Consider the following 14,756-nt stretch of genomic DNA (forward strand, 5'->3'; position numbering starts at 1 on the left):
GCGGCTCCCGCCGCCGGTCGCGGCGAGGGCGGCGGCGCGCACCGCGCCGAGGCCGGTCGCTCCGGGCAGGCGCGCCGCTCGACGCGCAACCGCCCCGCGGCGTCCTCGTACAACTCCTGAGCACCACCTGAAAAGGGCCGTCCTCCACGAGGGCGGCCCTTTTCGCGTTAGATGGGCTGCATGACGCCGGAGCTGGAGCGGGCGGTCGCTGAGGCGTACGCCGTCTTCGGCGCGTACCGGACGCCCACCGGCGCGGACTTCTGCGCGCACTGCCTGCGCCCCGAGCAGGTCGCCGCCCTCCGCGCCGTCCCGTTGCCCGACCTCACCGAAGCGCACCTGGACACCTACCTCCTGCGGGCGATGAACACCTGGGGCGGCGAGGCGGAGTTCAAGCACTACCTGCCGCGCATGCTGGAGCTGCTGGCACGCGACGAGTGGTCCGACGCGCGGCTGCTCGCGGCCAGGTGCGGTCTCGCGTGGCCGCCGGAGGAGGGCGCGGCCGTGGCGGGGTTCTTCGACGCGTGGTTGCGTTCGGCGCTGCTGGAGTACCCGCGCCTGGTCTCGTTCGCGCAGGTCCTCGACGTGCTCTGCGAGCTGGGCCGCGACCTCGGCGGCTACCTGGCGCTGTGGGAGCGGACCGCGACACCCGGCACCGTCCGCCACATCGCCGAGCTGATCGTCTATCCGCCGGACGATCCGGCGCTGCACCGGTGGCTGGGCGGCGACGCCGTCGGGGACCTGCTGCTGGAGCACGACGCCGGTGCCGAGGCCCTGGCGGCGCACGACCTGTGGCGCGCCTTCCGCGACGTCCTGCCGTGACACCCGTCCCTGGTGCCCGACCCTGACACCTTCTCGTGACACGGGGCACAGGAATGTTCCCCGACGCCAGGGGTAGGCAAAGCGCATCCAAAGCAGCGGTCAGGAGGATCCCGTGGCGCTTTCCTCGCCTCCAGCGGAAGACACCGCCCCCGGCGAAAGTCCCGCCGAGAACCGGTTCCGGCGGCGACTGGAACGGCTCATCGGCGTGGCGGCGACCGAGGGGAACTCGGTCGTCCCCCTGCGCAACGGCGACCGCATCTTCCCGGCGATGCTCAAGGCCATCGAGTCGGCCGAGCACACCATCGACATGATGACCTACGTGTACTGGCGCGGCGACATCGCGCGCAGCTTCGCCTCGGCGCTGGCCGACCGCGCCCGCGCGGGCGTGCGGGTGCGGCTGCTGCTGGACGGGTTCGGCAGCCGCCCCATCGACTCCGAGTGCCTGACGATGATGAGCGACGCGGGCGTGCACGTGGCGTGGTTCCGCAAGCCGCTGGCGCTGTCGCCGCTCAAGCAGAACCACCGCTGCCACCGCAAGGTGCTGATCGTGGACGAGCACACCGCGTTCACCGGCGGCGTCGGCATCGCCGAGGAGTGGTGCGGCGACGCGCGCAACTCCGGCGAGTGGCGCGACACCCACGTGGAGGTGCGCGGCCCGGCCGTGGACGGGATCGCGGCGGCGTTCGCGCAGAACTGGGCCGAGTGCCACGACGAGCTGTTCGACGACCACGACCGGTTCTGCTCGCACGAGCCCGCCGGCGAGTCGGTGGTGCAGGTGGTGCGGGGCTCGGCGAGCTTCGGCTGGCAGGACATGCAGACGCTGATGCGCGTGACGTTCGAGTCGGCGGAGAAGCGCGTCCGGCTCGCCACCGCCTACTTCGCGCCCGACGACTTCTTCGCCGAGCTGATCTGCCGCACCGCCGAGCGCGGCGTGGCCGTGGAGATCCTGGTGCCCGGCCCGCACGCCGACAAGCGGGTGTCGCGGCTGGCGAGCCAGCAGCACTACGCGCGGCTGCTGGAGAGCGGGGTGCGGATCTGGCAGTACCAGCCGTCGATGATGCACGCCAAGATCCTGACCATGGACGGCACGGTGTCGCTGATCGGCTCCACCAACTTCAACCGGCGCTCCCTCGACCACGACGAGGAGGTCATGCTCGCGGTGATGGACGAGGACCTGACCGCCCGGCTGGACGCCGACTTCGACGACGACTTCGCGGCCAGCGAGGAGATCGAGGAGGTGCGCTGGAAGCGCCGCCCGCTCCCGCAGCGCGCCCTGGAGACCGCGATCACGCCGCTGCGGCGCTTCCTGTGATCGCGGCCACGTCCCCCTACGATGGCGGGCGTGGACGCACAGGGATGGGACGCCCGCTACGCGGCGGCGGAGATGGTGTGGTCGGCGGAGCCCAACCGCTTCGTGGCCGAGGAGTTCGGCGGCCTGCCGCCCGGCCGCGCCCTGGACCTCGCCGCCGGTGAGGGCCGCAACGCGCTGTGGCTGGCGGGTCTCGGCTGGGACGTCACGGCGGTGGACTTCTCGGCCGCCGGCGTCGAGCGCGGCCGCCGGCTGGCCGCCGAGCGTTCCCTCGACGTGGAGTTCGTCGTCGCGGACGTGACGGCGTGGACGCCGCCGGAGGACGGGTTCGACGCGGTCGTCGTCGCCTACCTGCACCTGCCGCCGGACGAGATGGCCGCCGTCCTCGGCACGGCCGCCGCCGCGCTGCGCCCCGGCGGCGTGCTGGTCTTCGTCGGGCACGACCGCACCAACATCACCGACGGCGTCGGCGGCCCGCAGGATCCCGACGTCCTGCACACCCCGGAGAAGGTCACCGGCGCGCTGCCCGGCCTGACCATCCAGCGCGCCGAACGCGTGCGGCGTCCGGTGGAGGTGGACGGCGAGACCCGCGACGCCATCGACACGCTGGTGCGCGCGGTCCGTTCACCGCTCGGCTGACGTCCGCGGCTCGCTGGCCCGCGCGGCCTGCTCACCGCGCGGTTGACGGCCGCAGATCCTCGGCGACGTCCGCGAACGCGCGCAGCAGCGGCGTCTCCGCGCCCGTCCGCCACACCAGTCCCCAGCGCAGTTCCGGGGAGTCGTGGATCGGCACGTAGGCGATGTCGGGGCGGGTGAAGTACTTGGCCGCGTGCGCCGGGACGGGTTGTGTCCCGTGGCCTGCGCCGACGTGCGCGAGGATCTCCTGCACGGTCTCCACCACCGGGCCGCGCGGGACGGGCCGCCCGCTGGACGTCCGGCGCGGGACGACCGCCTCCTCGTAGTAGGAGGGCGCGCCGTGCGCGGTGCCGAACACCTGCCCGTCCGCCAGATCCTCCAGCGACGCCGACGCGCGCGCGGCCAGCGGGTGGTCCGGCGAGACGGCCAGCACCAGCGTCTCGGTGATGACGACGGGCCCCACCGTCAGGTCGGGCTCGGCGACGGGCAGCCACAGGATCTGCACGTCGATCGCGCCGGTGCGCAGCGGCCCGAACGGGTCGGAGACGTGCGCCTCGCGCAGCGCCAGGTCGCAGCCGGGATGGCGGCGGCGGAACTCCGCGACGATGTCGTGGATCTCGTTCCCGGCCGCGCCCATCAGGCCGAGCCGCAGCGTGCCGGAGGGGCGGCGCGCGGCGTCGGTGGCGCGCGCGATGCCGTCCTGGATGATCCGGTAGCCCTCGGCGAGGTCGTCGCGCAGCCGCTCCCCGATCGGGGTGAGGGCGACGCGTCGGCTGGTGCGCTCGAACAGCGGGGCCCCGATGCGGCGTTCCTGCTGCCGAACGGCCTGGCTGACGCGCGCGGTCGAGACGTGCAGGCGCTCGGCGGTGCGGCCGAAGTGCAACTCCTCGGCGAGCGTCAGGAAGATCTCGATGTCCCGCAGTTCCACGCGCGCCCCCATCGTTAATGCCTGCATTAACGAGTGTTGCAGGCTTCGCCGTTGTTCGGCCGCCCCGCACGCACGATCGTTGAGGCATGAAAACGCTCAGCACCGTCGTGCTCCTGCTGTCCACGCTCAGCGCGGGCCTGATGGCGGGCCTGTTCGCCGCGTTCGCCTACGCGGTGATGCCGGGCTTCAAGCAGGGCAGCGACCGCACCCTCGTCGAGGGCATGCAGCGCATCAACGTGGCGATCCTCAACCCGGTGTTCATGTCGATGTTCATGGGCGGGTTGTTGTTCCTGATCGCGGCGGTGGCGCTCCAGTGGCGCACCGGCGGCGGCTCGGCGCTGCCGTGGGTGATCGCGGGCCTGGTCCTGTACCTGGTGATGTTCCTGGTCACCAGCGGCGTCAACGTGCCGCTCAACGACCAGCTCGCCAAGGCGGGCGACCCCGCGAAGATCGCTGATCTGGCCGCCGTGCGGGACACGTTCGAGGCGCGCTGGGTCACCTGGAACATCGTGCGCGCCCTCGCCTCGACCGGCTCGTTCGGCTGCCTGATGTGGGCGCTGATCGTGCACGGCCGGAACCTGGCGTGAGGGATTCTTAACGCCCGCGCAACGGCGTCGATCCCGCAGGCAACAACCGTCCCGCAGGATGGTCGGCGTCGCAGAGGTTGCATGTAATCTCCGGTTCAGAAGCCCCAGATTGCGGCGCGGGCGAGGGCTCCCTCCGACCCGCGTCGACAAGTGCATGTGGTCTCGTGAGCAGCGGGAGTCCGCACTCCAATGACCTACGACCTGACCGAACTCGACCGGGAGACCCGCATGGGCGGCCCCGGCACCGAGACCGACCGGCGCGAGATCCGGCGCGTCGACCTGTCCGGCTTCGACGCCCGCCGCGCCGCGATCGCCGACGAGCTGTGGGACGCCGCCGTGGAGATCGGCTTCTTCCAGGTGGTGAACCACGGCATCGACCTGGCGGAGGTCCGCGCGGCCTTCGCCGAGGCCGAGCGGTTCTTCGCCCTGCCGCGCGAGGTGAAGGAGCGCCACCGGCTGAAGGCGGGCCTGAACGCGGGCTGGGAGAGCCTGACGCAGGTCCGCCCGTCGGTCGGCACCCCCGACCAGAAGGAGTCCTTCCAGGTCACCCGCCCGCACATGGACGGGTTGTGGCCGGACGAGGGGTTCCGCGACACGCTGCTGGCGTTCGAGGGCCGGTGCTGGGAGCTGGCGATGCGGTTGCTGTCGTGCTTCGCGGAGAAGCTCGGGTTCGACGCCGACTTCTTCACCCGCGCGCACGACCCGTCCCAGGCCAGCTACCAGAGCACGCTGCGGCTGCTGCACTACTTCGCGATCCCGGCGGAGGCGCGCGGCACGCTCGACCTGTGGCGGGCCGGGGCGCACACCGACTTCGACTGCCTGACGCTGCTGTTCCAGCGCGACGGGCAGGGCGGGTTGCAGGTGTGCCCCGGCCGGGAGGCGCAGGAGCAGGAGTGGACGCCGATCGAGCCGTCCGACGACGCCATCACCTGCAACATCGGCGACATGCTGATGCGCTGGAGCGGCGACCGGCTGCCGTCCAACTTCCACCGCGTGAAGAACCCCGGCCCGGACGACTACCAGGGGCCGCGCCACAGCGTCGCGTTCTTCGCGCAGGCCAACCGGGACGTGCTGATCGAGAGCCCGGGCGGCGGGTACCCGCCGATCACGGCCGGGGACTACATCGCCCAGCGCATCGCGGCGAACTTCACGCGGGCAACGTGACGGCTTCGGCGGTCTTGCGTGCCCCCTTGGCCATCATGTTCTTCCACGGCAGGTAGGGCAGCACCTTGAGGGACCGGCTCATGAGCCAGTTCATGAGCCGGCCCTCGGGGACCATGAGGCGGCCGACGCCCTCGCCGGACTTGATGCAGCCGCGCGCGTACGGGCCGATCACGTCCTCGTAGCGGGCAAACGCGGCGCGGCGGGCGGGGCCGCCCAGCGGCACGTCGGTGCCGTCGGCGCGCCACATCCGCGTGTCCCCCAGGACCCCGAAGCGCATACGGGCGATTATCGACCACGCCCCCACGGCCTCCCGCTCCGCCCGAAAACCCGCACGTCCGCCCGGCCCGAACCTTCCCGACCACCCTGGCGTCTCAGGGGTACCGCGCTCCGTCCTGACACCGCCGAGGTGGTCTCGATGACCGTGCACACGCGTTCGCGCCGGGCGGGGTTCGTCGCCGCGCTCGACTGGCGGCGCGTCCCCGCCGTCCCCGACGACCCGGACGGGATCGTGGCCGGGAACGAGGAGCGCGTCGCCAAGATGATCGCGTTCCTGCGGGCCGCGATGGTGCCGTTCCTGCTGATCCCGCTGCTGGCCTGGAACCGGCTGGCGCACCCGGAGCTGGCGCTGCTGGCGGCAGCTGCGTGCGCGGTGGAGGCGACCTGGTTCGTGCGGCGCACGCTGCGCCGCCGCTCGGTGCGCGACGACCATGTGCTGGTCGCGGTGGACTACGTGTTCTGCCTGGCGCTGATGGTGGTGGGGTCGCGGGCCGCCGAGCCGTGGCTGCGCAACGAGATCATGACCGAGGTGGTGCCGTTCAGCCTGGTGTCGTCGGCGCTGCTGGGCTTCGCGCTCGGGTTGCGGTGGCGGTCGGTGCTGGGGCTGCTGGCGTTGTGGGGCGGCTGGGCGGCGACGGTCTACCCGCACCTGACGCTGAAACTGGGCTCGGACCTGCTGGGCTTCGTCATGTGGTTCCTGGTCGGCCTGTACGTGCCGCGCCTGATGCGCGAGCTGGCGGCGCGCACCGCCCGCGCCGCCGCCAAGCAGCGCGCCGCCGAACGCGACGCGGCGCGGGCCACCGCCGAGCAGCACGCCGCCGAGCGCGACGCCGCCGAGCAGCGCCGCCTGCTGGACCTGGCGCTGCACCGGGAGCGGATGCGCAGCGGCCTGCACGACGGCGTCCTCACCGTCCTCGATGGCATGGCGCGCGACGACCGCCTCGCCCCCGAGGGCCGCCGCTCGGCGCGCCGGGCCGCGCTGATGGCCCGCAACCTGCTGCGCGGCACCGCCGACACCGGCTCGCCGTTCGAGAAGCGGCTGATCGAGCTGAGCGAGACGTTCGTGGACCTCGGCGTGCTGGTGCAACCGCGCTTCTACGTGTCGGCCGAGCCGCCGCCGGAGCTGGCCGAGGCGGTGTGCGCGGCGGCGCGCGAGGCGCTGGCCAATGCCGCCAAGTACGCCGGGCCCGACGTCGAGGTGCACTTCTTCGCCGAGTGTGACGGCGACCGACTGGAGGTGTCGGTGGTGGACCACGGCGCGGGCTTCGACGCCGCGACCGCGCCGCGCGGCCGGGGCACGGCGGAGACGTTCGCGGCGGTGCGGGCGCTGGACGCCGCGTGCGAGGTGACCTCCGCGCCGGGCCGGGGCACCTCGGTCCTGATGACGTGGAGCCGCTGATGGCCCAGATCGTCTTCGTCGACGACCACCTCATGGTCGTGCAACCGCTGGTGGCGTGGCTGATCCCGCACCTGGCTGCGCGCGGCCACCGGATGTTGCCGCCCGCCGCCGACGTCACGGCCGTGGGCCCGGCGGGGCCGTCCGGCGGCGTCGCGGTCTGCGACGTGGTGTTGAAGGTGGGGCCGTCGGGGAGCGACGCCGTCCGGCACCTGCGCGGGCTCGGCTGGCGGGTGCTGCTGCTGTCGGGCCACGCTCCGGCCGGGCAGGTGCTGGAGGCGGTGGCGGAGGGCGCGCACGGCTACGTCGAGAAGTCGCAGCCCTCCGAGGAGCTGGCGGCGGCGATCGAGACGGTCGCGGCGGGACGCCTGCACCTGTCGTCCGCCCTGGCCGACCTGTTCTACGGCGGCCTGCGCGCGTCCCGGCTGCCGCCCGGCCGCGAGTTGACGTCGGTGGATCGGGACGTCCTGAAGTCCTTCGTGCAGGGTCGCACCGAAGCCGAGGCCGCCGCCCTGCACGGCCTGACCACCGCGCGGATGCAGGGGTTCCTGTCCCGCGCGTTCGCCGCGAACCGGGCCCGCCGTGCCCTGCTGTCGTTGTCGGACCGCGAGCGCGAGGTGCTGGTGGCGATCGGCTGCCGCGACCTGGACGCCGAGGCCGCCGCCCGCGCCCTCCACATGTCGGCCAACACCCTGAACACCCACCTGCGCAACATCCGCGCCAAGTACCGCACGGCGTTCCCCGACCTGGCGGCCGGGCTGACGCAACGCCAGACGGCCCGCCGCCTGGCCCTCGACCTCAACCTGTGCGGCCGGACGAATCACCAGAACTGGTGACTGTGCGGAGCCTCTGACCGGCGCATGATTCAGCTCAGGTGACCGGGACGACGGGCAGTGCGGACCGCCGGGGGCGTCCCGGTCCCCAGGACCATCCGGCGTCCGGGCGCGGCCTCGCCTCCCGGCAGGCCGCGCCCGGACCCCTTCGGCAGAAAGGTCGGCAGTCATGGTCAACGGATTCCAGGCCGCGCGCTTCCGCGAGAACATGGCCGAACACAGCAAGGCCGTCCAGGCCGAGTGCGAGACGTCGATGGACGAGACCTGCGCCGCCATCGGCGGCGTCGTGGGCATCGCCGCAGGGCTCGCGGGTCTCGGCGCGGCGGCCACCGCCGCCGCCGTCGCGCACCCGGTCGGCGCCGCGTACGCGGCCACGCACGGGGCGCTGCCGGTGTCGGCGGCGGGCTACGGCGTGGGCGCGCGCGTCGGCGCGAAGGTCAGCAAGGCCCTGCGCAACCTCTGAACGGCGTGGGCGCGCGTCGGCGCAAAGGGCGGCAAGGCACTGCGCAACCTCTGACCCGCCCGTGGGGCCCGCCCGCCTCCGGGCGGGCCCTTCCGGCGTCAGCCCAGCGAGGCCCTGACCTCGCGCGCGGCCGCGACCATGGTGCGGAGCGCCGCCTCGGTCTCGGCGTAACCACGGGTCTTCAACCCGCAGTCGGGGTTGACCCACAACCGGTCCGGCGGGACGACGCCCAGCGCGCGGCGCAGCGCCGTGGCCATCTCCCCGGCCGCCGGGACGCGCGGCGAGTGGATGTCGTAGACACCCGGCCCGATCCCCGCCGCGTACCCGGCGGCCTCCAGGTCGGCGACCAGCTCCATGTGCGAGCGGGCGGCCTCGACGCTGGTGACGTCGGCGTCCAGCGCGCCGATCGCCCCGATGATCTCGCCGAACTCCGAGTAGCACATGTGCGTGTGGATCTGGGTGGTGTCGGCGACGCCCGAGGTGGCGAGCCGGAACGCGCCGACCGCCCACGCCAGGTAGGCGTCGTGGTCGGCGCGGCGCAGCGGCAGCAGCTCGCGCAGCGCGGGCTCGTCCACCTGCACGACGCGGGCCCCGGCGGCCTCCAGGTCGGCGATCTCGTCGCGCAGGGCCAGCGCGACCTGCCGGGCGGTGGCGGCGAGCGGCTGGTCGTCGCGCACGAACGACCAGGCCAGCATGGTCACCGGGCCGGTCAGCATGCCCTTGACGGGACGGGCGGTGCGCGACTGGGCGTAGGTCGTCCAGCGCACGGTCATGGGCGCGGGCCGCGTCACGTCGCCGTGCAGGATCGGCGGGCGGACGCAGCGGGTGCCGTAGGACTGGACCCAGCCGTGCTCGGTGGCGGCGTACCCGTCGAGCTGCTCGGCGAAGTACTGGACCATGTCGTTGCGCTCGGGCTCGCCGTGCACCAGGACGTCCAGGCCGATGTCCTCCTGGAGGGCGATGACGCGGTCGATCTCGTCGCGCATGGCCTGCTCGTAGGCGGCGGTGTCGATGCGCCCGGCGCGCAGGTCGGCGCGGGCCTTGCGGACCTCGGCCGTCTGGGGGAATGAGCCGATGGTGGTGGTCGCGAGGGGCGGCAGGCGGAGGGCGTCGCGCTGGGCGGCGGCCCGCGCGGCGCGGTCGGTGCGCGTCGCGTCGATCTCGTTGGGGGCGGCGCGGTTCTGCGGGGCCCGGGACGGCTGGTCGGCGATGACGTGGCGGCCCTCCTTGAGGGCGCGGCTGATCAGCACGACCTCGTCCACCTTCTGCCGGGCGAACGCCAGCCGCTCCCGCAGGCCGTCCTCCAGGCCGGTCTCGGCGTCCAGGTCGAGCGGGACGTGCAGCAGCGGGCACGACGACCCGACCACCACGTCACCGACCAGGCCCATCAGCGTCGCGGCCGTGGACAGGGCGGCGGGCAGGTCGGCGCGCCAGACGTTGCGGCCGTCCACGAGCCCGGCGACCAGCGTGCGGCGCGGCAGCCCGCCGACCGCCGCGAGCCCCTCCAGGTTGCCGGGCCCGGCGACGAAGTCGAGCCCGATCGCCTCGGCCTTGGAGTCGGCCAGCACCGGGAGCGCCGCGCCGATGTCGCCGAAGTAGGTGGCGACCAGCATCCGGGGGCGGCTGGTCAGCTCGCCGAGCCGCTCGTAGGCGTGCTGGAGCGCGCCGAGTTCGGCGTCGGTGCGGTCGGCGGCGAGCGCGGGCTCGTCGAGCTGGACCCACTGGACGCCCGCCCCGGCCAGCCGCTCCAGCAGCTCGGCGTAGACCTCCAGCAGCGGGTTGAGCAGGTCGAGGGTGTTGAAGCCCTGCGGGGCCTTGGCGAGCAGCAGGTAGGTGAGCGGGCCGATCAGCACGGGCCGGGTCTCCATGCCGAGCTCGCGCGCCTCGCGGTACTCGACGAGCGGCTTGATGCCGCCGGGCTCGGGCAGCCGGAACCGGGTGTCAGGTCCCAGCTCGGGGACCAGGTAGTGGTAGTTGGTGTCGAACCACTTGGTCATCTCCAGCGCCGGGACGCCGTCGGCCCCGCGCGCCATCGCGAAGTAGGCGTCCAGGCCGTCCAGGTGCCGGAACCGGTCGGGGACGGCGTCCAGCAGGACGGTGGTGTCGAGCATCTGGTCGTACAGCGAGAAGGTGTTGGAGGGGACCTGGGCGATCCCGGCGTCGCGGAGGCCCTCCCAGACCTGGCGGCGCAGCGCCTTGGCGACGCGCTCCAGTTCGGCGGCGTCGATGCGGCCGGCCCAGTAGGACTCGGTGGCGCGCTTGAGTTCGCGGTCGGGCCCGATGCGCGGGTACCCGAGGACGGTCGTGGTCATGGCTGTTCTCCCTCGTCCGGCCATTTCCACGGCAGCGCGGAGCGAGGGCACGGCGGAGCTCCGCCGCGTCCGGGCCGTCCCGCGAGGCCGTGGACCACCGCGCGCCGGTCGGCGCGCGGGCGGAGGGCAGGTCTTCGGACTCACGGGCGCCTTGCGTCGCTCCTACTGGCCGTCGCTTCCCAACCCGGGGGTCAGTGCGTATGACGGCGGTCGTTCCCGTTCACCGCTGCGGGGCAGTCCCGGATTCGCACCGGGTTCCCTCTTGCGACACCCGCGCCGACGTGCCGGCGCGGGTGAACCTTCCGCAGCCGCGAGTATAGACAGGACATGCCCCGTCGCCGTCTACGATGCTTGTCGAGACTTCGGAGGGGTGGCGCATGACGGGACAGGCACGACCGATCACGCTGGTGGGGACGCCGGTGCTGCACCAGCCGTGCCGCCCGGTCGAGGAGTTCGACGCGGCGCTGGCCGAGCTGGTGGCGGACATGTTCGCCAGCATGTACGAGGCCGACGGCGTGGGCCTGGCGGCGAACCAGATCGGCGTGGACCTGCGGGTGTTCGTGTACGACTGCCCCGACGAGGACGGCGTCCACCAGAAGGGCGTCGTGGTGAACCCGACGCTGGAACTGCCGGACCTGGACCACCGGCACCTGGACGACAGCGAGGAGGGCTGCCTGTCGGTGCCGGGCCCGCACGCGTCGGTGGCACGCCCGGACCAGGCGACCTGCCACGGCTTCGACACGACGGGCGCGCCGGTGACGGTGGTGGGGACGGGCCTGCTGGCGCGGTGCCTCCAGCACGAGACGGACCACCTGAACGGCAAGCTGTACATCGACCGGATCTCGAAGCGGGCGCGCAAGCGGGTGCTGAAGGAACTGGAGGAGCTGATGGCGGAGGCCGCGGCTTCGGCCTCGTCCGAGTCCTGATCAGGGCGTGGCGTAGGGCGGGGCGGGGTCGTACTGCATGTAGCGCACGACCTGGTGGTAGTGCTCGCGGCCGTACAGCTTCTCGATGAGCCATAGCGACATGTCGATGCCTGCTGACACGCCTTGGCTCGTGACGAGGTTGCCGTCCACGACCCAGCGTTGGTCTCGCACCACCGTCACGTCGCCGCGCGCCTGTAGTTCGTCCTCGGCGCTCCAGTGCGTGTCCACGCTGCCGGGATAGATGACGAAGACGACGCGGCGCATGCCCTCAAGGCTCGTCGCGTGCGCCTGATGGCGTCAACGACGCCCACTCCACGATTCACGCCATGGGCGGGAAGCCGCAGACCAGAGCCGTGGCTGACGGCGCCGCGGCCTGGGAACAGCGTCAGGGATGGAAGCGGCGGGAGAGCAGATGACGAACGGCGTGACCGCGCTGGTGGTCTGCACGGACGTGCGCGACCTCGATGACGACGACTTCGTGGGCGACCTCAAACACGAGGTTCTCGAACTGCTGGACCGCTACCGGAATTCGGGCCGAAAATAATGCTTGACACCGGCCCCACATACCGGACTAATATCTCCCGCATGGAGTCCTGATCCCTTCGGTTGAGCCGCCCGCAGCAACGCTGCGGCCCGCTCCCATCCCTCCGGCGCCACGGGCGCTACCGCATCTCACACCCTGACCTACGTGGACCTTGCACGTCCGCGCACAGGGGCCGATGCGCACTCCCGCACCCCTGCGCGCCTCATGCCCTTTTCTCGTCGGCCTTCAACGTGGCCGAATTCGACATGCCCGGAGGTGGCTTCATTTTGCGTGCCCTAAATAACAACAACGACAACAACAAGCCCTTTCTCGACGCCATGAAGAACAAGGCTGCGCGGAAGGGATTCGACGCCAAGGCGTCGGCCCGCGCCAATAACGCGCGCCACAACGCGCGGCAGATGCCGACGCGCCAGTTCAACCGGGGCCGCTGAGCGGCCGTCCCTCCGGCCCGCCCCCTCAGCGGGCCGGAGGGACGGAGCCGGGGAACTCGGCCCAGACGACGGTGCGGTCACCGTCCTCGCGCCATCCCCAGCGCAGGGCGAGGGCGTCCACAATGCGCATGCCGCGCCCGTTGTCGGAGCCGTTCTCGCGCTTGACGTGGGGACGCGAGCCGGCCGCGCCGTCGTCGGCGACCTCCAGCCGGTAGAGGCCGGGGGCGGCGGTGAGGACGACGGTGACGCGCCCACCGGCGTGGCCGGAGGCGGTGTGGGTGATGGCGTTGGCGACGGTCTCGCTGCCGACGAGCACGAGGTCGTCGAGAACGGGATCGTCCTGGGGAACCAGGTCGCGCAGGAAGGTGCGCGCGTACCCGACCGAGCGCCGGACGCCCGGGAGGGTGATGGCCCCGATGACACCGCTGCCGCCTGCGCTGACGCCGCTCATGCCGCCACCCCCAGCGCGATCCGGAGCGCCGCCTCCGGCATCTGGGCGGGATCGAGCTCCGTCCCCCGCCACAGGAGGAGCCACCGGTCGACGCGGAGGACCGCCAGCACGGCCTCCCTCCGCCCGCGCGTACCCATCACCCACAGCACAGCCTCCCCGTTGCCGGGCACGACCAGCAGCGAGGTAGCCGGGACAGCCCGCAGCTCCCACGCCAACCGGACCAGTAGTTCGAACCGTGTCTCCGACGCCCGCACCGGCGGCTCCCTTCGTTCCGGAGTCGCCCGCCACCCTGGTTGTACGTTTGGGCGTCGGAGGGATGTTCAGTGCCCGAGTGAACGTTTTCCGCGACTGAAACTTCAGTGGCCCGTTACCCGCATCCAGACCACCACCGAGCGTGACATCGTGGGGTGATGCCCTCCGGGAAGCAACCCACCGTGCGGATGCGCCGGATCGGTTCGGCCCTCCGCCAAGCGCGCGAAGCGAAAGGGATGAAGCTCAGCACGGCCTGTCGGCTTTATGGCAGGTCGGCGGGGTGGTTCAGCACGGTTGAGAATGGAACGCAGGCGGTGACACCGTATGAGCTGGCTGATCTGCTGGACTTCTACGAAGTCTCCGACGGTCTCCTGCGCGAGTCCCTGCTCCATCTGGCCCAACAGCCCCGCCTCAAGGGATGGCAGCGCCCCTATGAAGGTCGCATCTCCGCGGCTGCCCTGGACCTCATGAGTCTGGAATGCGAGTCCCGGCTAGTCCGTGCCTTCCACCCCACGATCATCCCCGGCCTGCTACAAACCAAGGACTACGCACGGGCTCTCTTCGAAGTGGGGAATCCCGTGTACTCCGGCCGTACTCCAGCGCTGCTGGACTTCCGGATGGACAGGCAGAAGGTCCTCACCGGACCGAACCCGCCAGAGTTCATGGCGGTCATTCACGAGTCCGTGCTGCATCACCAGATGGGTAGCGCCTCCGTCATGCAGGCACAGCTACGCCAACTGGCCGAGTGGGCGCACTGGCCCCATGTTCACATTCACGTGCTGCCCTTCTCCAAGAGCGCCTATCTGGGCCTGTCCGAGTCCTTCCTTCTCTTGACGTTGCGGCCACCTGGAACGCTGACCGTGGCGGTACTCGAACACCTGGCACGCTCGCTCTTCGTGGACAACGAGGAGGAGCTGGCGAGGTTCATCAAGGTCTTCGACCGTCTCTTCGGCGCTGCCCTCGGCGAAGGAGAGTCACTGAAACTTCTTGAAGGAGTAGCGTCCCACGCATGAGCACTCACAGCCCGACGAAGCATGTCCGTGCTGAGAGCCAGCACATCGAGTCCGACGTCGAGGTATCCAGAGCCTGGCAGAAGAGCAGCCACAGTAGTCACCCCGAGGGGCATTGTGTGGAGGTCGCTGGGGCTTGGCGGAAGAGCACACATAGTGGTCCTCCTGAAGCTGACTGCCTTGAGGTCAGCAGAACAGCCCGTGTGGTGGCGGTCCGTGACTCCAAGAACATCACGGGCCCTGTCCTCGCGTTCGGCACTCCGGCTTGGCGGGAGTTCCTCACCCACATCAAGACCGGCGGTTACGACCTCACCTGAGCCCGCGCGGGCCGGGCCAGGGCGGAGCCCGGCGGGGGTGTGGGGGCAGCGCCCCCGCCTCAGTAAGCCAACACAGCAGGGCTACGCCCTTCCGCTTGGGGG

Annotated in this window: 18 protein-coding genes and 1 riboswitch; of the genes, 13 read left to right on the top strand and 5 right to left on the bottom strand. The window is 71.9% G+C overall.

Annotated features, from left to right (window positions below; all coding sequences use genetic code 11):
- Window positions 1-180: 180 nt before the first annotated feature.
- The 3 genes from AH6_RS18240 (at window position 181) to AH6_RS18250 (ending at window position 2,767) form a co-directional block, all read left to right on the top strand.
- Window positions 181-819, top strand: coding sequence for a hypothetical protein (locus AH6_RS18240; protein ID WP_067481367.1), 639 nt, complete (start codon window positions 181-183; stop codon window positions 817-819).
- A gap of 112 nt (window positions 820-931) precedes the next feature.
- Window positions 932-2,131 carry a phospholipase D-like domain-containing protein gene (locus AH6_RS18245; protein WP_067481369.1) on the top strand — a complete coding sequence of 400 codons (1,200 nt, stop codon included), beginning with the start codon at window positions 932-934 and terminating at the stop codon, window positions 2,129-2,131.
- Between the two features lie 30 nt (window positions 2,132-2,161).
- Window positions 2,162-2,767: a class I SAM-dependent methyltransferase gene (locus AH6_RS18250; protein WP_067481370.1), complete on the top strand. Its 606-nt coding sequence runs from the start codon at window positions 2,162-2,164 to the stop codon at window positions 2,765-2,767.
- 31 nt (window positions 2,768-2,798) lie between these two features.
- On the opposite strand, the gene AH6_RS18255 is transcribed toward AH6_RS18250, so the two are convergent.
- Window positions 2,799-3,692, bottom strand: a complete 894-nt coding sequence (locus AH6_RS18255) for a LysR family transcriptional regulator (protein ID WP_083983114.1) — start codon at window positions 3,690-3,692, stop codon at window positions 2,799-2,801.
- Between the two features lie 86 nt (window positions 3,693-3,778).
- On the opposite strand from AH6_RS18255, the gene AH6_RS18260 reads away from it, so the two are divergent.
- Together AH6_RS18260 and AH6_RS18265 are read left to right on the top strand one after the other, a co-directional pair.
- The gene (locus AH6_RS18260) at window positions 3,779-4,279 is read left to right on the top strand and encodes an anthrone oxygenase family protein (RefSeq protein ID WP_067481374.1); all 501 of its coding nucleotides are present in this window, start codon (window positions 3,779-3,781) and stop codon (window positions 4,277-4,279) included.
- 189 nt (window positions 4,280-4,468) lie between these two features.
- On the top strand, window positions 4,469-5,443 hold the full coding sequence (locus AH6_RS18265; protein WP_067481376.1) for an isopenicillin N synthase family dioxygenase: 975 nt from the start codon (window positions 4,469-4,471) through the stop codon (window positions 5,441-5,443).
- Here AH6_RS18265 and AH6_RS18270 read toward each other — a convergent pair.
- Window positions 5,427-5,720, bottom strand: a complete 294-nt coding sequence (locus AH6_RS18270) for a hypothetical protein (protein ID WP_067481378.1) — start codon at window positions 5,718-5,720, stop codon at window positions 5,427-5,429. The two genes, AH6_RS18265 and AH6_RS18270, sit on opposite strands and share 17 nt — an antisense overlap.
- Window positions 5,721-5,858: 138 nt before the next feature.
- Here AH6_RS18270 and AH6_RS18275 point away from each other — a divergent pair, with 138 nt between their 5' ends.
- The 3 genes from AH6_RS18275 (at window position 5,859) to AH6_RS18285 (ending at window position 8,411) form a co-directional block, all read left to right on the top strand.
- Window positions 5,859-7,118, top strand: coding sequence for an ATP-binding protein (locus AH6_RS18275; RefSeq protein WP_067481380.1), 1,260 nt, complete (start codon window positions 5,859-5,861; stop codon window positions 7,116-7,118).
- Window positions 7,118-7,951, top strand: a complete 834-nt coding sequence (locus AH6_RS18280) for a LuxR C-terminal-related transcriptional regulator (RefSeq protein WP_157431554.1) — start codon at window positions 7,118-7,120, stop codon at window positions 7,949-7,951. The genes AH6_RS18275 and AH6_RS18280 overlap by 1 nt, the downstream gene beginning before the upstream one ends.
- Window positions 7,952-8,117: 166 nt before the next feature.
- Window positions 8,118-8,411, top strand: a complete 294-nt coding sequence (locus AH6_RS18285; protein WP_067481384.1) for a hypothetical protein — start codon at window positions 8,118-8,120, stop codon at window positions 8,409-8,411.
- 98 nt (window positions 8,412-8,509) lie between these two features.
- Here AH6_RS18285 and metE read toward each other — a convergent pair whose 3' ends face one another.
- Window positions 8,510-10,723, bottom strand: a complete 2,214-nt coding sequence (metE, locus tag AH6_RS18290; protein WP_067481385.1) for a 5-methyltetrahydropteroyltriglutamate--homocysteine S-methyltransferase — start codon at window positions 10,721-10,723, stop codon at window positions 8,510-8,512.
- A gap of 108 nt (window positions 10,724-10,831) precedes the next feature.
- Window positions 10,832-11,041: riboswitch (cobalamin riboswitch) on the bottom strand.
- A 59-nt stretch (window positions 11,042-11,100) separates the two neighbouring features.
- On the opposite strand from metE, the gene def reads away from it, so the two are divergent.
- The gene (def, locus tag AH6_RS18295) at window positions 11,101-11,649 is read left to right on the top strand and encodes a peptide deformylase (protein ID WP_067481388.1); all 549 of its coding nucleotides are present in this window, start codon (window positions 11,101-11,103) and stop codon (window positions 11,647-11,649) included.
- Here def and AH6_RS18300 read toward each other — a convergent pair whose 3' ends face one another.
- Window positions 11,650-11,913 carry a type 1 glutamine amidotransferase family protein gene (locus AH6_RS18300; RefSeq protein WP_245679366.1) on the bottom strand — a complete coding sequence of 88 codons (264 nt, stop codon included), beginning with the start codon at window positions 11,911-11,913 and terminating at the stop codon, window positions 11,650-11,652. It abuts the gene before it with no gap.
- Window positions 11,914-12,061: 148 nt separating this feature from the next.
- On the opposite strand from AH6_RS18300, the gene AH6_RS46670 reads away from it, so the two are divergent.
- Window positions 12,062-12,193, top strand: coding sequence for a hypothetical protein (locus AH6_RS46670; protein WP_281180257.1), 132 nt, complete (start codon window positions 12,062-12,064; stop codon window positions 12,191-12,193).
- Between the two features lie 230 nt (window positions 12,194-12,423).
- Window positions 12,424-12,624 carry a hypothetical protein gene (locus AH6_RS43830; RefSeq protein ID WP_157431555.1) on the top strand — a complete coding sequence of 67 codons (201 nt, stop codon included), beginning with the start codon at window positions 12,424-12,426 and terminating at the stop codon, window positions 12,622-12,624.
- A 25-nt stretch (window positions 12,625-12,649) separates the two neighbouring features.
- On the opposite strand, the gene AH6_RS18305 is transcribed toward AH6_RS43830, so the two are convergent.
- Window positions 12,650-13,075 carry an ATP-binding protein gene (locus AH6_RS18305; RefSeq protein ID WP_067481390.1) on the bottom strand — a complete coding sequence of 142 codons (426 nt, stop codon included), beginning with the start codon at window positions 13,073-13,075 and terminating at the stop codon, window positions 12,650-12,652.
- 410 nt (window positions 13,076-13,485) lie between these two features.
- Between AH6_RS18305 and AH6_RS18315 the strand changes: the two genes are divergently transcribed.
- Together AH6_RS18315 and AH6_RS42555 are read left to right on the top strand one after the other, a co-directional pair.
- Window positions 13,486-14,340, top strand: a complete 855-nt coding sequence (locus AH6_RS18315) for a helix-turn-helix domain-containing protein (RefSeq protein WP_157431556.1) — start codon at window positions 13,486-13,488, stop codon at window positions 14,338-14,340.
- Window positions 14,337-14,654 carry a DUF397 domain-containing protein gene (locus AH6_RS42555; protein WP_083983120.1) on the top strand — a complete coding sequence of 106 codons (318 nt, stop codon included), beginning with the start codon at window positions 14,337-14,339 and terminating at the stop codon, window positions 14,652-14,654. Before AH6_RS18315 ends, AH6_RS42555 begins: the two co-directional genes overlap by 4 nt.
- Window positions 14,655-14,756: the final 102 nt, after the last annotated feature.

The organism is Actinomadura hibisca NBRC 15177 (assembly GCF_001552635.1).
Lineage (GTDB): Bacteria > Actinomycetota > Actinomycetes > Streptosporangiales > Streptosporangiaceae > Spirillospora > Spirillospora hibisca.